General features: G+C 46.6%; 24 protein-coding genes. 1 reads left to right on the forward strand and 23 read right to left on the reverse strand.

Translation table 11 applies throughout. From position 1 onward, the window contains the following. Positions 1 to 108 precede the first annotated feature (108 nt). The 15 genes from AC0J5I_RS01620 to AC0J5I_RS01690 form a co-directional block, all read right to left on the reverse strand. Positions 109 to 627: a carboxymuconolactone decarboxylase family protein gene (locus tag AC0J5I_RS01620; RefSeq protein ID WP_475302689.1), complete on the reverse strand. Its 519-nt coding sequence runs from the start codon at positions 625 to 627 to the stop codon at positions 109 to 111. Between the two features lie 169 nt (positions 628 to 796). Next, on the reverse strand, positions 797 to 1,057 hold the full coding sequence (locus AC0J5I_RS01625; RefSeq protein ID WP_475302692.1) for a helix-hairpin-helix domain-containing protein: 261 nt from the start codon (positions 1,055 to 1,057) through the stop codon (positions 797 to 799). A 288-nt stretch (positions 1,058 to 1,345) separates the two neighbouring features. Further along, on the reverse strand, positions 1,346 to 2,236 hold the full coding sequence (heR, locus tag AC0J5I_RS01630) for a heliorhodopsin HeR (protein WP_475302696.1): 891 nt from the start codon (positions 2,234 to 2,236) through the stop codon (positions 1,346 to 1,348). After that, entirely contained in the window at positions 2,214 to 2,858 is a 645-nt protein-coding gene (locus AC0J5I_RS01635) for a DUF2238 domain-containing protein (RefSeq protein ID WP_475302701.1), read from the reverse strand. Before AC0J5I_RS01635 ends, heR begins: the two co-directional genes overlap by 23 nt. A 15-nt stretch (positions 2,859 to 2,873) precedes the next feature. Continuing rightward, positions 2,874 to 4,238 carry a deoxyribodipyrimidine photo-lyase gene (locus AC0J5I_RS01640; protein ID WP_475302705.1) on the reverse strand — a complete coding sequence of 455 codons (1,365 nt, stop codon included), beginning with the start codon at positions 4,236 to 4,238 and terminating at the stop codon, positions 2,874 to 2,876. Positions 4,239 to 4,554: 316 nt separating this feature from the next. Then, positions 4,555 to 4,977 (reverse strand): HIT family protein, encoded by a 423-nt coding sequence (locus tag AC0J5I_RS01645; RefSeq protein WP_086628466.1) that lies wholly within the window; start codon positions 4,975 to 4,977, stop codon positions 4,555 to 4,557. Positions 4,978 to 5,092: 115 nt separating this feature from the next. After that, positions 5,093 to 5,896, reverse strand: a complete 804-nt coding sequence (locus tag AC0J5I_RS01650; RefSeq protein ID WP_475302711.1) for a lysostaphin resistance A-like protein — start codon at positions 5,894 to 5,896, stop codon at positions 5,093 to 5,095. A 272-nt stretch (positions 5,897 to 6,168) separates the two neighbouring features. Beyond that, positions 6,169 to 6,768 carry a hypothetical protein gene (locus AC0J5I_RS01655; protein ID WP_475302715.1) on the reverse strand — a complete coding sequence of 200 codons (600 nt, stop codon included), beginning with the start codon at positions 6,766 to 6,768 and terminating at the stop codon, positions 6,169 to 6,171. A gap of 198 nt (positions 6,769 to 6,966) precedes the next feature. Continuing rightward, positions 6,967 to 8,073 (reverse strand): NADH-dependent flavin oxidoreductase, encoded by a 1,107-nt coding sequence (locus AC0J5I_RS01660; RefSeq protein ID WP_475302718.1) that lies wholly within the window; start codon positions 8,071 to 8,073, stop codon positions 6,967 to 6,969. A gap of 288 nt (positions 8,074 to 8,361) precedes the next feature. Then, positions 8,362 to 8,493, reverse strand: coding sequence for a hypothetical protein (locus tag AC0J5I_RS01665; RefSeq protein ID WP_475302722.1), 132 nt, complete (start codon positions 8,491 to 8,493; stop codon positions 8,362 to 8,364). A 169-nt stretch (positions 8,494 to 8,662) separates the two neighbouring features. Further along, positions 8,663 to 9,736, reverse strand: coding sequence for an alpha/beta hydrolase (locus tag AC0J5I_RS01670; protein ID WP_107995573.1), 1,074 nt, complete (start codon positions 9,734 to 9,736; stop codon positions 8,663 to 8,665). After that, positions 9,733 to 10,506, reverse strand: a complete 774-nt coding sequence (locus AC0J5I_RS01675) for a CPBP family intramembrane glutamic endopeptidase (RefSeq protein ID WP_107995572.1) — start codon at positions 10,504 to 10,506, stop codon at positions 9,733 to 9,735. The genes AC0J5I_RS01670 and AC0J5I_RS01675 overlap by 4 nt, the downstream gene beginning before the upstream one ends. A gap of 175 nt (positions 10,507 to 10,681) precedes the next feature. Next, positions 10,682 to 11,344, reverse strand: coding sequence for a GyrI-like domain-containing protein (locus AC0J5I_RS01680; protein WP_107995571.1), 663 nt, complete (start codon positions 11,342 to 11,344; stop codon positions 10,682 to 10,684). 298 nt (positions 11,345 to 11,642) lie between these two features. Further along, entirely contained in the window at positions 11,643 to 13,037 is a 1,395-nt protein-coding gene (locus AC0J5I_RS01685; RefSeq protein WP_475302734.1) for an alkaline phosphatase, read from the reverse strand. A 213-nt stretch (positions 13,038 to 13,250) separates the two neighbouring features. Then, positions 13,251 to 14,078, reverse strand: a complete 828-nt coding sequence (locus AC0J5I_RS01690; protein ID WP_107995570.1) for an ADP-ribosylglycohydrolase family protein — start codon at positions 14,076 to 14,078, stop codon at positions 13,251 to 13,253. Positions 14,079 to 14,198: 120 nt separating this feature from the next. Between AC0J5I_RS01690 and AC0J5I_RS01695 the strand changes: the two genes are divergently transcribed. Then, positions 14,199 to 14,486: a hypothetical protein gene (locus AC0J5I_RS01695; protein ID WP_107995569.1), complete on the forward strand. Its 288-nt coding sequence runs from the start codon at positions 14,199 to 14,201 to the stop codon at positions 14,484 to 14,486. Positions 14,487 to 14,611: 125 nt separating this feature from the next. On the opposite strand, the gene AC0J5I_RS01700 is transcribed toward AC0J5I_RS01695, so the two are convergent. The 8 genes from AC0J5I_RS01700 to AC0J5I_RS01735 all read right to left on the reverse strand — a co-directional run bounded on the left by AC0J5I_RS01700 (position 14,612) and on the right by AC0J5I_RS01735 (position 20,638). Then, complete coding sequence (locus AC0J5I_RS01700) at positions 14,612 to 14,917, reverse strand: hypothetical protein (protein WP_475302742.1); 306 nt, start codon at positions 14,915 to 14,917, stop codon at positions 14,612 to 14,614. 331 nt (positions 14,918 to 15,248) lie between these two features. Continuing rightward, a complete protein-coding gene (locus AC0J5I_RS01705; RefSeq protein WP_107995568.1) occupies positions 15,249 to 15,851 on the reverse strand; it encodes a TMEM175 family protein in 603 nt (200 codons plus the stop codon). A 276-nt stretch (positions 15,852 to 16,127) separates the two neighbouring features. Continuing rightward, positions 16,128 to 16,508 (reverse strand): DUF2798 domain-containing protein, encoded by a 381-nt coding sequence (locus AC0J5I_RS01710; protein ID WP_475302747.1) that lies wholly within the window; start codon positions 16,506 to 16,508, stop codon positions 16,128 to 16,130. Positions 16,509 to 16,772: 264 nt separating this feature from the next. Then, positions 16,773 to 17,093 (reverse strand): DsrE/DsrF/TusD sulfur relay family protein, encoded by a 321-nt coding sequence (locus AC0J5I_RS01715; protein WP_107995566.1) that lies wholly within the window; start codon positions 17,091 to 17,093, stop codon positions 16,773 to 16,775. Between the two features lie 20 nt (positions 17,094 to 17,113). Continuing rightward, entirely contained in the window at positions 17,114 to 18,190 is a 1,077-nt protein-coding gene (gene rsgA, locus AC0J5I_RS01720; protein ID WP_107995565.1) for a ribosome small subunit-dependent GTPase A, read from the reverse strand. Between the two features lie 196 nt (positions 18,191 to 18,386). Further along, positions 18,387 to 18,953 carry a cyclophilin-like fold protein gene (locus tag AC0J5I_RS01725; protein WP_475302753.1) on the reverse strand — a complete coding sequence of 189 codons (567 nt, stop codon included), beginning with the start codon at positions 18,951 to 18,953 and terminating at the stop codon, positions 18,387 to 18,389. A gap of 15 nt (positions 18,954 to 18,968) precedes the next feature. After that, the gene (locus AC0J5I_RS01730) at positions 18,969 to 19,928 is read right to left on the reverse strand and encodes an alpha/beta hydrolase (RefSeq protein WP_475302756.1); all 960 of its coding nucleotides are present in this window, start codon (positions 19,926 to 19,928) and stop codon (positions 18,969 to 18,971) included. Between the two features lie 155 nt (positions 19,929 to 20,083). Further along, positions 20,084 to 20,638 carry a dihydrofolate reductase family protein gene (locus tag AC0J5I_RS01735; RefSeq protein ID WP_475302759.1) on the reverse strand — a complete coding sequence of 185 codons (555 nt, stop codon included), beginning with the start codon at positions 20,636 to 20,638 and terminating at the stop codon, positions 20,084 to 20,086. Between the last annotated feature and the right edge of the window lie 214 nt (positions 20,639 to 20,852).

The following is a 20,852-nucleotide window of genomic DNA, read 5'->3' on the forward strand; positions in this document are numbered from 1 at the left end:
TATACCCATCAAAACGCAGATAAGCTGTGGAAAAGCCATAAAGAATGGTTTTCCACAGCTTTTTTTTGCGTTATCCACAAACAGAATGATTTCAGTTCAAGTCCATCCTCAGAAACTGATGATTGATTTCTTGAACAGCCCATCGATCATAGCATGTAGCAAAGTCAGCGGCAAATAGACGATGATGCTCAACATCATTGTGATTTCATACAACAAGCTGCTCTTTTTAACTACTTTGCCTCTTAAACGGCTAGCGAAAGCACTGAACGCGATTCCATGCGCATTGCCGACCATGATGGCTCGAACAGCGCCCAAAATGCCTTTGGCCTTGTCCTCCCCATAAAGCGAAACAATCCGATCCCAGGACTCTTCGGTCGGATACCCTCTCCTGTCGGCATAATGCTGGGCAAAAAGGTAGGCCGGCATTTCGTCCACAGGGATTTCGTTAGTGGATCCCGCCAACAACTTCTGGATTTCTTCCGCAGCCATCCCTTGCTCTAGAGCCATTTTCGTGTGGGCATAGGAGCATACTTCACAGCCGTTGACTTCAGTAACGCCCAACATGATCCGCTCGATGAATTCCGGACTCAATTCTTTTTTCTTTTTTGCCTTGATCATGTACTTCATCGTGCGGACTCCGTCATACAAAATTGAATAAAATTCCCGCACCGAGTATATTTTCTTGTAGAATTCCTGCGCCATTATTGTCTCCTTTACACTGTACGTCTTCGCCATATTTGTTAAAAACCATTATACCCCTATAGGTATGTATAGTAAAGTAGACAATTTGGCTGACCTATACGTTTTTCCAGTTCCACCACTTCAGCTTTTCGGGATCCGGATTCGGTTCGGTCGCGTAATAGACGGCGCATCGGAAAGTGTACAGTACGCAGGGATCTTGCCGCTGACCGGTTATCCTGTTCAAACGCTCATAGAGTTCCTGCGGATCTTTGTTGCGCAGATCGGCGATTGTATTTATCCCCAATGAAACAAGGGTTGCCGCCATCTTCGGCCCGATGCCGGGAATTTGCTGCAGCTCTTTCATCTTATGTTCCACCTCACTTTGATTCCTTTTTCCTCAAAACCATTGTAGTCCTGGTTTCTCGTGATTGCTACTAACAGCATTATGCCTGAAAACCGCAAAAAAACGGACAGGTTGGGCATCCATCAGAAGCTTTCTGGTGGACGCCCAACCTGCCCGTCTGTGGCATATAATCATTCGAGTGCAAGCAACACAGAAAATAGTCACCTTTCCTCTACATATTCAATATACACTTCTTTTGTAAACTGTATTGAAAAATACTGTCATTTTTTTGTAAAGTCTATCGCCTATGGCCAAGCTTCATCATGGCTGCATCGCACCGAAGAGCACAAGCCAAGCAAGGATTGATTTCGCAACCAGACTGAGCACGATGTAGACCCGTTCTCCGTAGAGGTAGTCCGCCCATTTACCGACTTTCTTGTACTGCAAAATCATATTGATTGGGAAAGTGTTGAAGGCAACGAAATAAGTGCCGACGATTGCCCAGACAAACCACGGCACTTCACTAAAATTCCCGGTCCCGAACATGTAGAGCAAGATGGCGATCCAGGGTGCAATACCGGCAATCGAACCCCAAATGAACGGGCCCCATTGGATGTTATCTTTTGAATGTCCAACATTCAGCTGTTCCATCACGAGACCGAAGAGATTCATAGTGGCGTTGACAATGAATATCAGAATAAGTGAAGCGATATCGTAAATGCCGAACAGCGTAGCGATCAGGACAATCATGATCGATGAACTGAGCGCATATTCGAACCAACGAAATTTATTGATGCCCTTGGCCAAATCGGCATTGTAGATCGCATTCAAATTTTTTGGAATGGAAATCAAGGCATGCGCGATGGCGGAAATGAATAAGAACGAAGCGACCAGGACTCCGAATGGTAATTCAAAAAGCACACGCGAAGCAGTCTCCAATGAGCGCGTTTCAGGATTGAAGGCTAGGTAGAACTGGCTGATTTCTGGACTGAACTCACCAATTTTCTGGATGACGTTCGTTGCCAAAAAGAGCATTGCAATGCCTTGGACCAGGTGGAGACCACCCATGATTAGATTGAAGCGCCGTAATTTTTCTGTGGTTATCTCTTTCATGATGATGTTCCTTCTTTCTGTAATGAGTGTAAAATAATAACAATTAACCGTTCCATTCACTGCATCCAACGATTCATCAATCAGAATGCCTTTTACCATCTCCCATCTTTTCCATTTGTTTATCATGAAAAGGCCCAAACCCAAACACGGCAAGGCTCGAGCCGATCAATGCCCAAATCATATCCCATAGGCTGTCGAAGGCGTCACCCTGCGTTCCCATGACAGCATCAGCGGGCACATCCATAATTTTGACGATCGCAAATTCGCTCAGTTCATAGGCTGAACTGAACCCGAGACAGGATAGGATGACGATGAGTGTCAGCACTTTGCCTTTCTTGACATAGCCGCCCCGCAGCAGGAATTCCTTGGCCATAAAAGCCGGCACGAATCCTTGTGCGAAATGCCCCACCCGATCGAAGTAGTTGCGCTCCCAATCGAACTGTTCTTTCCATTGATTGAACAGGGGATTCTGGGAGTAGGTGTAGTGTGCGCCGTAAACCAACAATAGCGCATGCAGAAAAGCCATCACGTAGACGAAATTGCTGAAACGGAATTTCCGGTAAGTCACAACTAGCAAGAAAACAAGCAGGAGCGCAGGTGTCATCTGCCCTGCCCAAGCCAGTCGCTCAAGTGGGCGGATGGCCGAAAAGATGTACGCTATGACGAAAAGCACCAAAAGGATTACATGCAAAGGTTCTGCCTTTTTGCCATTTACCACCATCCGTTTCGCCTCCCTTTACTTTCGTGACCGTTCCGCAACCTGATCCATATACAACGGCATGTCGAACTTGCGCTTCAGGCCTTTGTCGTTCATGAAGCGGACATTGCCGAAGATCGCCCGTTCTCCCCATGGCCGGTCATGCTTGCCGAAACACCAGCTCACTCCGGCGAAACCGTTCGGATCGCGGCCGTCCAACAGATATTTATTGTTCAGATAAATGGCTTTGCGATAGGCTTCCTCCGGGGTACTGCTCCACTCAAGGATTTTCTTAGCCCAATACATCCGCATATAACCGTGCATTTTCCCGGTCAGATTCATCTCCAGCTGCGCGGCGTTCCAGTAGTCGTCATGGGTCTTGGCCATTTCCAATTCCTCCAGGGAATACAGGTACTCGCGTTCATCCGCCAAATGCTTGGCCAGCGTCTTCTTGGCCCAATCCGGCACAGCCGCAAAGGAATCGTACTGTTCATTGTAATAAACGAAATTGATGGCCAACTCTCTCCTGACGACAAGTTCTTCCAGGAAACTCTGCTGACTTTCGCTGTCCATCCCCATCAGTCTGCGGTAAATATAGAGCGGCGAAATCTGGCCGAAATGGAGATAGGGGCTCAGGTTTGAGGTGAACGACTCGCCAGGGCGGTTCCTCCGTTCGCCGTACCCGGACAGTTTATTTTCGATGAAATCCTCCAGCCAGCGCTTGGCCTCGCTTGTTCCGCCGATATAATCGGAAACGCGCGGGACACTGCGGTCGATAGCCAACCCCGCCAAGGCCTTTTCGGTATCCGAAACGTCGTACGCCTCGAACGGTAGCTTCGATGCGAGCGATGGGTGCTGGCAGACAGTCGCTTCTAATGGAGCTAAACACTGCGGCAGGATTTTCTTTAGTTTGGAGCGCAAGGTCGCGGCGGAATACTCCTCTTTAGGAGAGGCCAGCTCGACCGGGACGACAACGTTAGTTTCGATTTGCACGACGGCGCACTCGGCACCCTTGGCCAAGGCAGCGCGCCATTGCCGCTCGATCCTGAGATAACCGCGGTCGACCACCAATAGAGCCGCCAATCCGGAAATCTCCAAAGCGCCTTGTTCCGGCGATATTTTCCGGATCAGCAGTTGGATGCCACGCTGCTCCAGTGCGGCCTTCGTTTCCTTCAGCCCTTCCAGCATGAATGCATAGTGGCGCTCATTGGCTTCCGGAAAGCCGTCCGTGATGCCGAAGTAAACGACCAGCGGTTTCTCGAGCCGGTTAGCCTGCCGGATCGCGTATTCCAAGGCATGGTTGTACTCCGCTCGCTGCGAACTCTGCATCCAGTAGACGACATACGGTTGCTCCATCCCTATTTTCTTTTCGTTCAATTGTTTGATTCTTTCTTCCATTATCATCCGTTTTCCCCCGTATTTCTGCACGTTTATTGTCATTCTTATTATAGAACATCGCATCCGATCCGCCTATTTTGAAGATTCGGGTGTGAAAAGAAGAAGCGCCGTATTGAACACGCCTCACTAAATACATGCGCAAAAAAGCCGATTCCTTTTTTCGGAATCAACTTTTTTTAGTTTAGAATCATCGCACTCTCTTAAACGCGTTTTAAATCCCAGAAATCTGTGCCTAAGCTGCTATTACGTCACGACCAAAAAGCGGTCGTTCTCGTAATAGCCACTTAGTGCTCGATTTCTACCCGGGATTCATCACGCTCTCTTACATGTTTGTGCGAATTTGTTCAGCTAACGCTTCATACGCATCGTCCGTCAGTGTCACGCGGCCTGGGTTCATGTCGAAAGTCGAGCCCCATTCGAAGGCATCGTCTTTGTATTTAGGCACCAAGTGGAAGTGCAGGTGTTTACCGGTATCGCCGTAAGCGCCGTAGTTAACCTTTTCAGGGCTGAACGCTTTGTGCAACGCGTTCGCAACTGTGGCGATGTCCGCGAAGTAGCCGTTGCGCTCCTCATCCGTGATGTTCACCAATTCGCTCACGTGGTCTTTGTAGGCAACGATCACACGACCTTTATGGCTTTGTTCTTTAAAAACGTAGACTTTACTGTAAGGCAATTCGCAGCAAGGGTATCCAAAAGCCAACACCATTTCGCCTTCCATGCAATAGGCGCAATTTTCATCTTTCATCAACACAGACCTCCTAGAAATATATTTCCAGTTAATTATAGCATTTTTAAGCGCCTACATTTTGTCCATAATCCAACAGTATTGCGGACAAAATGTGAACACACTGGATCCGCACTCAATCCAAGTGGTGCTTCTTTTCCACATACCCGACCATGGCCCAAGCTGTCAAGTGCACCAAAATCAGAAATGGGGTCCCCGGAAAGAACAGCAGCACCGCATAGCTGGCGGTGTTATTCAGCGCATGCATGGCCATCGCGGTAGGGATCGACTCGGTCTTCTCAAATACAAAATTGGTCAGGTAGTTCATCGCAACAATACCAGCGGTGAATCCGATTAAAGAGGACAGCATCACGAACACTCCTTGGCCCGCATACATCAAAATTAAGAGTGGATAATGCCAAACAGCCCAGATGATTCCACCCTTCCAGGTAGCCTCCCAGAAGCTTTTTTCCCGTTTCCGCAAATAGGGATAAAGAAAGCCGCGCCAGCCCCATTCCTCCGTCCCACTCGTCAATAGGTTAGACAGAAAATACAGCCCAATCACACTTGCTGCACTTCCAAAAGTCAGCCTTCCTTCTGACGCCTTACTGAATAAGAGGCTCATGATCAAGGTCGGAATCACAATCACAAACGGAATCACTGATGCATAGGTGACGAAAGAACGTTCCTTTAAAGAAAAAAAGTCTTTAAACGGTTTCCCTGCAATCAGACTCCCCAAAAGCGGCCCAAACACCCCCAAAGCAAACAACAGCTGCGGAAAAGCGGATTTCTCTTTCCCGAGCGCTCCAATCACTTCGAATAGCGTAGCATCTGTGTCCAAAGCATAACCGTTCAGCTGGATGAGGAAAGCTCCTCCGATCCAACAAGCCCACGTCCAGCCGAAGGACACCAGCAGATATAGCCAGACATTTCGTTTCATCTCCTCACCTCCAAATGATGAGTTACCGATTTTTTTATTATTGATTTTTTGCCGACCCTCGACTATCTTTCACTGAATATAACGAACAGCGCTAGCGCAATACCGCATAGGAAATACTCTATCTTCCGCTTGACCCACTGCTTATTTTATAAATGACCCAAATCCCCGATGCTGTTCACGATCATGGCACTTATGGCAAATAACGCAACAAAAGAGAATGTACTACCTGTAAACATACCTTCACTCCCTGACTCATCCATTCCATAAAAGTATCATTCTTCGGAATAGCCAAAATAGGCCAGAATTTTCTCCAGCACTTGGTATTCGGGGACATAGCCATACCCCGCAGATTGATCTTCACTGATGCTGAAAGGCGCTGATCCAATCAGTGTTTCCTCATGGATGATGGTTCCGGCAGCCCTGTCCAGGATGGTTATTTGGACATAGCGCGTGTAGGCAATCCCTTCGTTCGAGTAGGTTCCAGTCTCCATGTAATAGCTGCGCAGCTTCACCAGCACATTCATCTCGGCATCCGACTTGGCCTGCAGTTCTTCCGGCAAATCGAGATAGTGCGGTGAATACATGTATTTTTCTCCGTCCCCTTCCTCAACGGATTCATCGTTTTCGATGATGAACACTTTGGCTGGCATCGGAGCAGCCGCTTCCGCAAGCACGCCTTGGATAGCCGCATATGCATCCACATTCCCGATCAGATTGCTGTTTTCCAGTGCGCTGATTTGGCTCTCCCTGATCGCTTCCGGATCCGAAGATGAGGCAGCTTCATCGCTCGATGAACCGCAGCCCGAAAAGATAAACAAAAACATGGTCATGATGAAGAAAAACGTGCATTGGCGTTGGTTATTTTTGATCATCTGTAGCTCCTCCTTGAATTGACAAAAGCCTATGGATTAAGGAAGACAATGGGCTATATATTAAATTTGTAACCGCTCTTTTTCCATCTCATTATAACATATACTCAGCCCCAGAATCGCGTGCAGCTTCGCCTGCTGCAATGCAAAAAGACCATACAGCCCTTTTTTTCAGGAAGTCTGTATGGTCTCTATCTTTGTTTATTTCCCCAAACGGTCCGGCATCATGAATTCCATGAAGCCCCAGACGCCGTTCGCGAGGAACAGTTCTTCGCGGTCGTATTTGGATATTTCTTGGCGAATCAGATCATCCTTTTTGTCGAGGGCTTTCGCACCCCAATGCGGATCAATCAGCAAAGCGCGTCCAACGGCAACAAGCTCCGAATTTTCCAATACGTTTTCTGCATCTTCACTTGTGCGGACATCGCCGACACCGACCAGCGGCACACGTCCGTTAATTTGTTCATGGATGTACGCCATCAGGCTTTTCTCTTTATGATCCTCAGAAACCGAAACAAGTTGATGATCCCTCAAGGAAATATGCAGATAATCCAATTTTGTGTCGGCCAATCGGTCCACAAGGAAGAGCGTATCCGAAAAGCGGATGCCAGGATTTTCGTATTCCTCTGGGGAAAAACGGTAACCGACGATAAAGTTCTCGACGCCGGATTCATCCACAGCTGCTGTCACTTCATCAACCAACTTGTCGATTAAGCGGAATCTTTTCTCAAGCGTGCCGCCCCATTCGTCGTCCCTGCGGTTGGAGTGCGGCGAGAAGAATTGTTGCAACAGATAAGTGTTGGCGCCGTGCAGTTCCACACCGTCGAACCCAGCTGCGATTGCGCGAAGGGTCGCGGCTTTGAAGTTTTCGATCAAGTCCAAAACTTCATCACCAGCCAAGGCTCTCGGCGTTTCGGCATTTGGTCTTTCGGCAGCGACCGCACTCGGAGCTACCGGTTGAACACCGCGCAAGACGCTTGAATCGGTCATGCGCCCGCCATGGAAAATCTGCAGAATGGCTTTGGTGCCGTTCTTTTTGATGGCCGCAGCCAGTTTGCTCAATCCAGGAATGAACACATCGGAAGCGACGCTCAATTCCCCTTCCCAACCTTTTCCGTCGTTCTGTACATTCGCTGCGCCTGTGATGACCGCACCGATTTCACCGGAACGAAGCGCGTAGTAATTGATTTCGTCGGATGTCACGACGCCGTCATAGAAACTCATCTTCGTCGTCATCGGTGCCATCATGATACGGTTCTTCAGCTCAAGGCCGCGTCTGAAAGTCAGTTTGCTGTTCATAGTTGACATATTTTTCTCTCCCCTTGATTCGCTTTATTTTATTTTACTGAGCTTGCCGGAAATTCCCAAACAAAACGCTCGCTCCAATCGCAATTCATGCGCATGCATATATTTTATTACAAGTGCTTCTCTTTTGCAAGAGGCGCGATTTTGAGTCGTACCCTTCAGAAATCAGACTGCCAGATTTTATCCGATCAGCAACCTCATCAGTTCTATCCACTCACGCAAAAATACTGCGGAAAAGGCGTCCCCGCCCACCTCCGCAGTCTTCATCATTCATATGTTCTTGACATCAGATCAGTAGTCCGTCTGTTTACTGACGGCACTCCAGTCTTCGATTTCCTGCAATCTTTCCTTCATCTCGGCGGACACGATTTTCACTGCATCCGATCCAAGCAACAAGCGTTTCGGAAGGTTTTCTTTCTGCATAGTGTCGTAAATGACTTCCCCTGCCTTGTCCGGATCACCAGGTTGGTCTTGGTTGTCGACGATGTTCTCTTTTCTGGTTTTCCAAGCGGTATCGGTATAATCTTCGATCTGCTTCTGCGTACCTTCCAGGAAAGCGTTTTATTTTCCATATAGCAAAATAATTCAGAAGTCATAATTCCTCTTCAAAAAAGAAATTGATTTCATCCATGAAGTCCAGATCCAACTCACTCGTCCAGAATCTGTCGACGCCCTCGTAATATTCCGCCTTGATGTCATCCGGGATCTCCCCATCATAGCGATTATATATCTCCTTATATTCCAGATTTTTAGCTTTGGTGTATTCACTTGCGGCATCGGATTCGAATAGATTGTTGTGTCCGTCATGATTCGCTGTGCTGCAGGTCTTGTAAACAATGTTAGGATTGATTATTTCGTCACTATGAGCAATGATTCCCGCTCCATCGTATGCTATCGATTCATCATTCACGCCATGGATAATCATGACCGGAGTATCCGTACTATTTATGCCGCTCGTAGCTGTAACCCAGGCTACTTTGCCGAAAAGCATGTTCTGATTTATCCACAGGAAAGGATAGGCTATTGGGGAAAACGCCCCTAAGAGGCTATCCGACTGCTCTTTTACCAGTTCCATGGGCGAATTGAATCCTGCAATGCTGGCGACGGCGGCAATATCAAAGCCGGAACCCAAAATTGCCGTGACCGCGTAGCCTCCCCAGCTGTGCCCGTACAGCATGACGGGTAAAATGTTTAATCGTTGATCTCCTTGGATGTAGGTCAAGGCAGCATCCAAATCAAGCAAAGATTGCGAAGGGCCAATGGTGCTCTCCCCCTCGCTTTCGTGTGTGCCGGTATTGTCGAAGGTCAAAACGCGCCATCCGTTGTCGACGAAATACATCGTTTCTGCCAGATAGTTTTCCGATCCGAATCCCAATCCAGGGGAAAGGACGACTAAGCCTTGGTCGTTTTCGCTGCCATAGACATGGCCTTTCAAAACATTTCCACTTGATTCGAATGCGATTTCCGTGCGTTCATAGGCATCCGCAACATCACTGTATCTGAGATAGCCTGAATATTCTGGATCCGGTTTTTCGACTCTGGAGAAACTTTCGTCATAGTTTATTTTGACGAAAACCATCACCCTTGTTGAAATGACGCCGATTAACAGCATCATGCTTATCAGCGCTATTTTCACTGTTTTCCATTTGAAATGGATGTTTTTCATGCTTTGATGCTCCCTTTCTTACTTTTGAAGAAATACGTATTCCTCTCGCTAACGAACAGGAATAGACAAAGGATACCGAATACTACGCTCTCGACTGCAAATAACTGCAGGGTAAATCTATCCCACAAAAAAAAGTGTGAAGTCACGTTAAAAGTAAAGTGCCAAACAGTCATGAGTACCAGATTCCCAGCTGATTTGTTGTAAAGCCAAGTCATCAAAATGGACATCTCAATGATAGTGAACGTATACAAAATGAACCCCAACAGCCCACCGGTAAAGTTCACATGCCATACACCCCACAGGATTCCCACAATGATACTGCTGCTAAACGGTGTGTACTTTTGTTGCAGGTTCGGCAACAGAAACCCGCGCCAGCCTATCTCTTCTGCAGCGCACCCGATCAGGATCGCAACAAAATTCAGCAAATAGAACAATGCATCTCCTTTCCAAGCGACGAAGGCCACTTCATAATAAGTCATGATGAAACTGCTGACGATGATACCTAAGGCCGGGACAGCAATGGCAGGCATCAGCCATTTCACAGCAGCCTTATCCACACGAAAATGGTCCCTTATGTCCTTGATGATCGGTTTATCCTTTAGAAGCAATGCCAGCGCAGCCACCGCAAAGGCGGGTGACAATTGGGTAAAGGAAACAGAATAGTCCCCTGCAGCTCGGAATACAAAATGTAACGTTAACAATAGGATACTGAACAAGAATGTCATAACATAAAAGGAACTCAAATAATATTTCCGGATTAGCTTTTCCAATATCTCTCCTCCTGGACCATACAAAACTGTGAAGGCATCGGGAAGTCTGCCTGTTATTGACAACTACAGCGTTTTTTTTCATATGATGCTCATTATGATACGAAAAAAGCTCTAGGACTGCGGCAACAGGCTAGAGCAAATCATACGACATTGTAGTTTCATTTCATGATCCATTTTACGTTTTTGTCCTGATAGGATGGCGCACGACCGTCTTCATCTTTTCTGGAGCGACTCTGCGCGGATCGTTCAGGTAAATTTCGTGGTGCCTACGGACCGTACCGTCTGGACTTACTTCCGAAATGGCATTGACGTATCCATTGGCTGCTGCAAAGTCGTCGATAGCCTTAACCGTCACGGCTTCGGTATCATAGGGACCCATATGCAGCATCTGAACGCAAATCCCTTCCGTGAACTCCGCCAACCTTGCTTTGGTGAGGTCAAGATCCGGTTTCTTTTTCTTCAGCCCTTCAACGGCCCATTGGAATACTTCATCGGTTACAAATTCCGGCTGCCGGATCATCGCTGTCCAAATCAGTTTGTCCTTTTGGCTCGTGTCAAAGGGACGATCAAGCTCCGTCCACCATAAGCCCTCCAATGGCGGAACGACGTATTCGAAGAAATCAGCGGGTGCATTGCCGCTTCTGTTGCTCATTTTGATGGTGTAGGACAGTCCGTAAAGTATTTCGATTGCTTTCGCGTATTCCCCCGATTCCTCATTGGGGTTTCCCTTGCCGTCAACCATGATAAATCTCATCTTCGGCACATCGACAATCGCGGGGACTGTCTTGGGCTGGTAGAGGTTCTTGGCTTCTTTTTTGAAATCTAATGGACCTGACATTTCATCGTTCCTCCCTTGCAAAAATATGGCTTTATCTGAGACCACCTGTAGGTCCAAATTGGTATTTGTGTCATCCAAATTATTGTATGCAATACCGCTTCGAGCATCATTTACCCCATATTTGCAACCGCTATTTTTCGGTCTCATTATAACATACCGCCCGCCAAGGTATCACGTATAGCTATCCCTCGTAAGGGAATTACAAAGGGCAAATAAAAAAGACGTCCTGCATCGAGGACGTCTAATAAGTTTTTTTTGGATAACCCTGGATTATAGTTCCTCAGCTTCGCTCTATTGGTTAATCAATCAATGCGCGGATGACTTCGGAAATCTCCGTATTATCCAGGTAAGCGCCTCTTACAGTATCCGTTTCGTCGGCAACTTTCTTGAAGATTTCTGCCCCTGCACCCTTCGCATAGAAAGGAATCAATTGGTTGGTATGGCTCCCGGAATTCCATGCCATCGTCGGCATCACGCCTGTTCCGTTGTTCACCACTTCATCATACACGCCTTCTGTTCCCGTCAGATAGCCGGTCTCATGGTCTCCGGTAACGATCAGCAGCGTTTCGCCCCAGTTGCTGTTTTCTGCTACCCAATCGTAGACAGCTTCTACGGAATTATTGAAGGCTGCTTGTTCTTCGATCAGACGTCCGCTCTGATTGGCATGCCCTGCCCAGTCAATCGCTCCGCCTTCGACCATCAGGAAGAAGCCGTCTTCGTCATTTCCCAAGACATTCAAAGCACCTGTAGTCATTACATCAAGGCCAGGCACGTTGCTGTTTTGCTCCACTGCATAAGCACCGGCTTGCGTATCTCCACCTCTTGCTTGCTGCAAGGTCGTATAGACTTCCGGCACGCCGATGACGCGGCTTGCTGTTTCTCCGGTTTGAAGCGCTTCGAAGTCCTCTTTGCTTTGGATCAGTGTCCAGGCATCATCAATCCCATCCCCGTCCGCATCGGAAACATCCAAAGTACCGTCAACCAATCCATTCCACGTAGCTGCTCCACCCACATATTTGTAGTTCGGAACGGCTGCAGCATCCCCATTATCGGTATACAGCGGATTTCCGGCACCCATGATGACGTCTGTCGCGCTATCCTTGATCATTTCGTTCGCCAAAACGCTGTAATCATTGCGGCTCTCATGATGCGCCACGAAACTTGCTGGCGTCGCATGGCTGAATTCCACAGAACTGACTACACCAGTCGCTTTGCCTTGCGATTCGAAATCTTGTGTCATATGCGTCAAATCTTCTGGTTGCTCATCGACACCGATTGCGGCATCATAGGTTTTCACGCCTGTTGACATCGCTGTACCGGCAGCGGCGGAGTCTGTTGGGTTATTCATCAAAGTGTTGAAATTTTCCCATACAGTAGTAGGATCGTATACACCCTCAGCATTGTCTGCCGTCGTTAGATCTCCCAGCGAATAAGTGCTCAAAGCCAATTGTGTCGGGAAGTTTTCGTATACTTGCGTGCCTGCTTTCCCTTCGGTATAGTAATCCGTCGCTAAAATTTGGTTGTATCCCCAGCCATCGGAAATCATCAGAATGACATTCTTGACATCTTTGCCGTTGCCGGTCAAATTCGCATTGTTGTTTGAGGCAGCCATAACCGGAACAACCGTCGCTGTGCTCATAACCCCTGCCATCAAAGCTGCCGTAATTGTTCTTCTGATTCTTTTGTTTACCATATTACAATTCCTCCTCATATCGCTTACCTAAAAATAACTTGCTTGTTTCTTTCGCTTTCTATTTCAGTGTACTCCTCGAATGTCATTTTCTTGTTAATAGCATTTATGTTTTCTGTAAAGTTTGTGAAAAAATAGTTAATTAAAATATCGAATTAGGTGGACGCAAAAGGAAAGCCTGGAGATCAACTATTGATCCATAGGCTTTCCTTTTGGTTACTGATTTATGTATTTTATGAACCGAACCCAATCCTCATATACCGAGAGCAGTTCCGCATCAAAATAGCTCAATGCACGTTCTTTGATTGGTTCCGGAATGCCATAAAAAGCTTCCGCGAGTGCACCAGCAATGGCGGCCAGTGTATCGCTGTCTCCGCCAATTGAAACCGCATTGCGGATGGCATCCTCAAACGAAGTGGATTCCAGAAAGGCCTCAATTGCTTGAGGAACCGTTGCTTGGCAATCCGTAGTGAAGCGGTAGGAGTCCCTTATTCTATCCAGCGGGTAATACTCGTCCGCAATCCTGTTTTTGATTTCGTCTTTCGAAGCGCCTTTTCGTGCCATAAAGATCACTGTTGCCGTTGCTTCCGCACCCTTCAAGCCTTCTGCGTGGTTGTGTGACACACCCGTTACGGTTTCGGAAAAATGTTGGATCTCTTTTTGGGTTCTGCCGACATACGCAACCGGGCTGATCCGCATGGCCGCGCCGTTGCCGAAACTGTGGTATGGTTGAGGATTGTCGCTGATGATCCATTGGTAGAACGCCCGGCTGAAGCCGCAATCAGGAAAGCGACGGCCGAACGCTTGCATGTGTTGGATGCTCATTTTTTCCAACAAGACATAATATTCACTGTTTCGTTCCTGCCTACTGGCCACGGATTCCATTGCATTCTCCGTCTCCATCAGTGCCTTGGCGACCGCTAGCGTCATGATGCTGTCGTCCGTCAACCGGCAATCTTCCGTGAATAGTTCAAACTCCTTGTCTTTATGGTTATGCCATTCGAAACGGGATCCGACGATATCCCCAATGATTGCGCCCAACATAGGAAGTCCTCCTTTTCTAAATTTCTGTATCCAATATAATTGAGAAATCACTATCTACATATCATCCACACATTGAAGGTGTATAACTATATTAAATTAAGTTAATAAGGAGATGACTATATGAATTGTTGCAAAAATAATAAACCAGAAGAAAAGAACCTCCCAACAGAATCCGTTGATCAGCAAAACATACATGACCGCAACGATGCAAAAGCATCAAAGCACAGCCACAAAAAACACTTCCTGCACTTGGCTTTATGCTGCGGCTTGCCGCTGTTGTTGCTGTTCGTCCTGCCGCTGATCGGCTATCAAGGAATTCTGCTGAGCATCGCGCCGCTAATCTGTCCGATTATGATGTTTGTGATGATGCCAATGATGATGAAAGGGCACGACCGCAAGGAAAAGTGATCAATAGACCTTAAAGTCCTTGAAAAATCCTTCCGTGCATTCTTCGACCCAAAGTGCGATGGCACCTTCCGCATGCGGACCATTTTTCAGGTCATTAACCACCAATACGAGATATTTTGAATTGTTTACGTAAAACTCGCATGTTCCCCAGCCACTTTGATTTTTAGGTCGATGCATTCATCCAGACCCATGTCGGCGTAGGATTCGTATTCCCCTGGGCTTTCGGTTCTGAATCTGTCGAATTTGTAGTCAGGGTAAGAGAAATATTGTGTGGATCGGTTCCTTCTCAACTGGTTTTCATCCCTGCCGTTCGTCGGGCGAATATACAACGATTCGAAATGCTCATTGTTCTCATCGATGCAGAATGCAATGCCAAGGAAGCCTCTGGCGAATTCCGGCGCGTCCGGCAAAAGACGGCTCAAATGTTTCAATTTTCGGATCTTTTATGATTCTGAGCACTTCGTTTCCGTCAAAATCGAGGTTGTCGATAAAGTAATTCACTGCGATAAAGTTCTCTGCTTCCATGGCTATGTTCATGCTTTATTCCCCTTTGGATGATTGATTTGTACTGTTCTTTTCATCAGTCTAGCACGAATTTTGAGGTTGTAAATTAGGCACAAAAAGGTATGTTTGTAAAAAAAACGCAAGGACAGTCAGAAATTCAGATTGTCGTTGCGTCCTTTTTTGTTGCACTTGGATTCAGCTGTTAACTCAAACAATGCCGCTGCTAAATCATCCAGCTTGATGGATTGAAACTATCATTTATTTTATTGATTTCCCTTCCTCTTCGGTATTGTACAACATGCGCTCAATTCTCCTATCAGGGATTAACCAGAGCAATGCCACAATAGCGTACAGTGCCTGGGCAACCCAAGGTTGTATCATTGCTAAACCAGCTGCTGCAATGTGGGCTAACATGGATATTTTCCCCTTTCTGTCTTTTCCGATGGCTTGTTTAAGTATCGAATTACCCCCTTCAGTATTGATGATCAGTTTTTGCAATACATGATAGGCAATCGAAGCCATAAGCAACACCATTCCATATAGCACTGAGGGCACTGCGGCAGAAGGGTTCGCTCCCATCCATCCCGATGCGAAAGGAAACAGGGACAACCAAAAAAGTAGATGCAGATTAGCCCAGAGAATAGGTCCAGTCACCCTGTGAAGAGTATGCAGCAGATGATGGTGATTATTCCAGTAAATCCCAACATAGATAAAGCTAAGTACATAGCTCAAAAACGTTGAAACCATCAACAAAAGCGCCTCTATCCCTTGCTCCTCCGGAATCTTCAATTCCAGAACCATAATGGTGATGATAATTGCCAACACACCATCGCTGAATGCTTCAAGCCGATTTTTCCCCATAGCAATTCCCCTTCTGTATAAAATACTTGGATGATTATTTAATCGCTGCCTATTACCTTCATTTTTACTGTGGATTCTTATATGTTCATTTTACCACTTCTGTAATCAAATGCTTAAGCCCTTGCATTTGATGTTATTGATTTGGATTTTTCGGACAATTCCTACGACAGATTCTCATACCACCAGTGCCGCCCAATCAGTTCATCAGCATAAAAGCAAAAAAAGCACCTTCACGAAGAAGATACTTTCCCCTTATATGCAGACATCCTTATCCCATTACGCTGCTAGTTCACTGTTTCTTTTCGCATCCTTAATCTGATGCAACTTAAGCAAAATTGTTCTGGCAATCGGTGGGGCAACCAATGCTTCTATCGCAAACGAAATGACAAAGTTGCGCGGCCATTTGTAGAAAAATGTCCGGATCAGTTCGATGCTGACATGTCTGCTGCGGATCCATGTGCCGATTACGGTCATGAATATCGACATCAGGAAAACTGTGTACAGGATATTCACGATGATGTGCGCATTGAAGCTATCGCCTTCTTTGACCAGCTTGTCGGTCATAAACTCAGCCGGTTTATATGTAATCAAAACGAGTGCGATGACGCTGCACCAAATCAGCGGAATCACTTTCAAGACGTTCAACCATACGTCCATTCGGAATCCCATTTCTTTTATTTCGAAATTTCAGGCAAAAAAAATGCGTGAGATCACAAAAGTGATCTCACGCTGATCCATTATACAAGTTGAAATTTCTATAATTAATATTATGATGATTTCCTAGGATTTTTGCCAGTGTATTTTCAAAAAAGATTCACCTTTTCTGACCCTCGCCATCCCGCTCTTTCTGCCTGAAGGATTTATGCTTCTGCACATTTAAAGGTACATAATGTGCCGAAGTGCTTGGATTCTAGTTTTTTTTCAGAAAGTAACAACCTTATCCGCCCATTCGACCATTTGGACGCAATCGATCATGGTGCTGATGGGGCAAACATCCGAGCCTTCCATGTTGCGCGACTGTAGGCACGTTCCACAAGCCAATATTTCACCATTCAGTTCGTCAAAAGCTTGCACTTGCGCGGCTACATCGTATGTTTCGTGGGTCATGTTTTCGATTTCAACTGCTTCTCCCATCAGGAAGACTTTCACTTCATGTCCGGTCTTCTTCGCGGTCACTGCGAACCTCATGGCGTTCCAAGATTTTTCATATTCCTTTGTTTCGATGATGATTCCTAATTTCATTGTGATTCCTCCAAATTTTATTATTTACCCTTATCTTTTGATTTGATGTACCGCTTGGCGTTCTTGATGCCTCCGAAGTCGGAAAACATGGTGCTGATTTTCTCTTTTTCGATCTGTTTGGAATTCATGCCCTCGTATTTGGCTTCCTTCTTGAGCTTTAGGTAGCTCTGCAGCCGTTCTTCGGTCAGTGCGCCATCCTCTATGGCCTTCCTGACCATGCAGCCTGGCTCGTTCTCATGCTTGCAATCTTTGAATTTGCATTGTTCTGCCAATTCATCGATGTCGACAAACGTCCTCGCCAGGTTGGCGCTTTCCAAACCGAGTTCGCGCATGCCCGGCGTATCGATGATGCAACCGCCAGTGGGTATGAGGAACAACTCCCGGTTTGTGGTCGCGTGCCGACCTTTGTCATCTCTTCTGATTTCCCGCGTTTCATTCAGTTCTTCCCCAAGGATCCGGTTGATCAAGGTTGACTTTCCCACACCGGATGAGCCGATGAAAACGACGGTCTGACCCAGTGTGATGTATTTCAGGACAGCCGTATATCCGTCCTCGCTCAGGCTCGAAGTGACCAGCACATCGACCCCGAAAGCGATCGTCTCGATTTCACGCAGCTTTTCCGGGATATCTGCGCACAGATCTGCTTTCGTCAGCACGATCACCGGCGTTGCCCCGCTGTCCCACGCGATCGCCAGGTAGCGTTCCAGCCTCCGCAGATTGAAGTCATTGTTGAGTGACATGCAGATGAAGACAATGTCGATGTTCGCCGCCACAACCTGGACGTCATGCGCCTTGCCAGCTGCTTTCCGGATAAAGACGCTTTTCCTTGTCAGAGTGTGGTGGATGATGGCATGATCCTGGCTTCCCTCATTCCGGTCGATCATCACAAAGTCGCCGACTGCCGGATAGTCCGACATTTCGACTGCAGCATGGCGCATTTTCCCTGATATTTCCGCCAGCATTTCCGATTCAGCGGTCGCCACTCGATACAATTCCTTGTATTGCGCGATGACTCTTGCCGGATGCAGGTCCGGATAAAGGGTCGCCTCCTGCACGAACCTGTCCGAGAATCCTAAATTAATTAATCTATCAGTCATGATTCCTCTACCTCATTATCAGTAAATTTTATCTGCTTGATTTAATCCCTGATACTAGTGTACACCATTTGAAGGCATTTCATCCATTCCACCTTCACCAATGAATACAGGGACTAATCCTCAGTATAATTCGAGTAACACGATGCAAAAAAGCTGTCCAAAATTAGACAGCTTTTCTCTGATTTATAGTCTATTTTCAGTTACTAAACGTGACCTCGACACTCCCTCGTCCCAGATTTTGGGAAAGTCCAGCGGGGTCTTCAATCCGGCCGATTGGGGTGTAGCTGTAAGAGGTCGAAAAATCTTTGTAGAAAATCACCAAACAGTCGGAACCGTACACCATCACATCCCCGGCCTTGATGCTGCCAACTCTTTTGGAGTCCGTCGGCAAGGTTTCCGAAAGATAATAAAATTTTTCATTCCCATTCAGTTCATCCATTTTTAGAGTCATCGGCAACTTTTGGGTCAGTGCCTGCATTGCCGCATTGTTATCCAGCGACACAGTATATCGGGTATTTCCGACTTGAATCGTCATCATTGACATGGAGTCATCCCTTTCTTGTGGACTTGGTTCGATGAGCATTTGGTCTGTTTCTGCAACAAGTCCGGCGTCTCCCTGTTCTAACAGCGAGAAAGTATTTGCTCTTTCTGAAGAGGCCGATAATGAAGCCTCATCTGATGGCGGACTAATGGTGCATCCAGTCAGCAAAAACACATAAAATACGCACGTAAAAATAAAATCAACTTGTTTAGGTTTTTTCATCTGATCCGCATCTTTTTACAAATTTTCCGTAAAGAACGACTCAAGTTTATCGAACGGAATCAGATCCGTTCTGTCGTACAGATCCACGTGACCGGCGCCGGCAATTTCATACAGTTCTTTCGGTTCGGCCGCCATTTTGTAGGCATCCTCACTGAAATATCGCGAATGCGCATGCTCACCGATGATGAACAGGATCGGTCTTGGTGAAATCGTTTGGATGTAGTTCATCAGCGGGAAATTCATGAAAGCCATGGCGCTCGTCTTCGTGAAGGCACCGATTGAGTTCGGATGGAAGCCACGTTTCATCGCATAGTAGCCAAAGAATTCACTGCCGATTGGATCCATTCCTTCAGGGATGGAATCCACTGGCTCGCTTGGGAAGGCCGGCGTCAATTCCGGTTCATCGCTCTGGAAATCTTTCCAGCGCTGTTCACCTAGTTGGTCAAAAAGCTGCGTGCGTTGCTCATCCGTCATGCTGTCTGCCCAGCCGTAGCGCATCACCCGGCTCATGTCGTACATGCTGACGGTCGCAACCGCTTTGATCCGCGTGTCGACCTGCGCCGCTGTCACTGCAAAACCGCCGTTGCCGCAGATGCCGATCACACCGATTTTATTTCTGTCCACAAAAGGACGCGTGCCGATGAAGTCAACAGCCGCACTGAAATCTTCAGCAAAAATGTCCGGTGACGATACGTGTCTAGGTGCTCCGCTGCTCTCTCCGTTATAGGATTCATCAAACGCGATCGCCACAAATCCGCGTTCCGCCATATTCTGTGCATAGATTCCTGCGGCTTGCTCCTTGACGCCACCGTACGGGGTGCCGACGATAAGGGCAGGATATTTTTGGGATGTGTCGATGTCTTTTGATAAATATAGGTCCGCCGCGACGGTTATGCCATAACGATTTTTAAAAGTGACCTGCTCAACGGTTACCTTGTCGCTGAGTGTGAAAGTTCTGTACGTATTCTCTGTCATATCATTTCCTCCAAATTATTCAAGATTATGTTCGTTTAATCTCTAAGCAGTGAGCTTAAGTTGATTCTACGACCTAACCTTAACGTGAAGTCAAATGTTTTTTAGAAAATAATTTTGGCGGGTGAATATAGGAGCGGTGGAGTTGCAATATGGCCTTAGATGATTTTGTAACTGATGTGCGTTCTGCCAGCCGGAAGTCCAACCAACTGAATCCTTTCCAACTTGACATCACTGTTATCAAAATCCTCAAATGGCCGAAATCCGGTCCGTAAAAACCAAGGCACGATATCCACTTGCAATTCATCGATCAAACCGGTTTTTAAACAGAGCGGTGTAGTAAGTGCGCTGCCTATGATATTCACATCTTTTTCACCCGCTGCCGCTTTGGCTTGGAGGATTGCATCGGCGACGCCCGTGGTTACAAAAGTGATAGTTACCTTGTCTGATTCTTTTGGATGTTTTTCTGGAGCCTTATCGGTGAAGACAAATATCGGAACTTGATACTCATAATCCACATACCAATCAGGATCTTCCGCCATTCCATATTCCTTTTGAGACATCACAACCGATCCGGTCGTCAAAATCGACTCCTTCATGACTTCCGTTTCCTTGAGCATATCCAAATCAGCGTACAACGTATTGACACTGCCTTTACTATCCTCGGCAAATCCATCCAAAGAAATGGTTAAACCTAAAACAACTTTTCCCATGTTCTTTCTCCTGTCTGAATTTATTTTGTTAGAATTGATAATCCTCATACAGACAATTCATCAATCTATTTTCAATAAGGATGATAATTTGGAAATATATTTCGATATAGTGATCCGAGCAACAGGTGTTAAATGTAAAATATGTTTAGCTTTGTAAAGATTATCGCACATATCTTTAGTTTTGCGAACTTTTGCGAATATCAAAAAAACTCTC

The sequence above is a fragment of the Trichococcus sp. TS_SC_9 genome, assembly GCF_056156325.1.

Excerpts from the sequence above, each read along its gene's own strand:
- AC0J5I_RS01690 (WP_107995570.1), bottom strand. The coding sequence starts at position 14,078 with ATGTTGGGCGCAATCATTGGGGATATCGTCGGATCCCGTTTCGAATGG.
- AC0J5I_RS01665 (WP_475302722.1), bottom strand. The coding sequence starts at position 8,493 with ATGCAGAAAGAAAACCTTCCGAAACGCTTGTTGCTTGGATCGGATGCA.
- AC0J5I_RS01640 (WP_475302705.1), bottom strand. The coding sequence starts at position 4,238 with ATGATAATGGAAGAAAGAATCAAACAATTGAACGAAAAGAAAATAGGG.
- AC0J5I_RS01710 (WP_475302747.1), bottom strand. The coding sequence starts at position 16,508 with ATGGACGTATGGTTGAACGTCTTGAAAGTGATTCCGCTGATTTGGTGC.
- AC0J5I_RS01660 (WP_475302718.1), bottom strand. The coding sequence starts at position 8,073 with ATGTCAACTATGAACAGCAAACTGACTTTCAGACGCGGCCTTGAGCTG.
- AC0J5I_RS01620 (WP_475302689.1), bottom strand. The coding sequence starts at position 627 with ATGAAGTACATGATCAAGGCAAAAAAGAAAAAAGAATTGAGTCCGGAA.
- AC0J5I_RS01695 (WP_107995569.1), top strand. The coding sequence starts at position 14,199 with ATGAATTGTTGCAAAAATAATAAACCAGAAGAAAAGAACCTCCCAACA.
- AC0J5I_RS01680 (WP_107995571.1), bottom strand. The coding sequence starts at position 11,344 with ATGTCAGGTCCATTAGATTTCAAAAAAGAAGCCAAGAACCTCTACCAG.
- AC0J5I_RS01705 (WP_107995568.1), bottom strand. The coding sequence starts at position 15,851 with ATGGGGAAAAATCGGCTTGAAGCATTCAGCGATGGTGTGTTGGCAATT.
- AC0J5I_RS01670 (WP_107995573.1), bottom strand. The coding sequence starts at position 9,736 with ATGAAAAACATCCATTTCAAATGGAAAACAGTGAAAATAGCGCTGATA.
- AC0J5I_RS01645 (WP_086628466.1), bottom strand. The coding sequence starts at position 4,977 with ATGAAAGATGAAAATTGCGCCTATTGCATGGAAGGCGAAATGGTGTTG.
- AC0J5I_RS01655 (WP_475302715.1), bottom strand. The coding sequence starts at position 6,768 with ATGATCAAAAATAACCAACGCCAATGCACGTTTTTCTTCATCATGACC.
- AC0J5I_RS01635 (WP_475302701.1), bottom strand. The coding sequence starts at position 2,858 with ATGGTGGTAAATGGCAAAAAGGCAGAACCTTTGCATGTAATCCTTTTG.
- AC0J5I_RS01735 (WP_475302759.1), bottom strand. The coding sequence starts at position 20,638 with ATGGGAAAAGTTGTTTTAGGTTTAACCATTTCTTTGGATGGATTTGCC.
- AC0J5I_RS01715 (WP_107995566.1), bottom strand. The coding sequence starts at position 17,093 with ATGAAATTAGGAATCATCATCGAAACAAAGGAATATGAAAAATCTTGG.
- rsgA (WP_107995565.1), bottom strand. The coding sequence starts at position 18,190 with ATGACTGATAGATTAATTAATTTAGGATTCTCGGACAGGTTCGTGCAG.
- AC0J5I_RS01730 (WP_475302756.1), bottom strand. The coding sequence starts at position 19,928 with ATGACAGAGAATACGTACAGAACTTTCACACTCAGCGACAAGGTAACC.
- heR (WP_475302696.1), bottom strand. The coding sequence starts at position 2,236 with ATGGTAAAAGGCATTCTGATTGATGAATCGTTGGATGCAGTGAATGGA.
- AC0J5I_RS01650 (WP_475302711.1), bottom strand. The coding sequence starts at position 5,896 with ATGAAACGAAATGTCTGGCTATATCTGCTGGTGTCCTTCGGCTGGACG.
- AC0J5I_RS01685 (WP_475302734.1), bottom strand. The coding sequence starts at position 13,037 with ATGGTAAACAAAAGAATCAGAAGAACAATTACGGCAGCTTTGATGGCA.
- AC0J5I_RS01725 (WP_475302753.1), bottom strand. The coding sequence starts at position 18,953 with ATGAAAAAACCTAAACAAGTTGATTTTATTTTTACGTGCGTATTTTAT.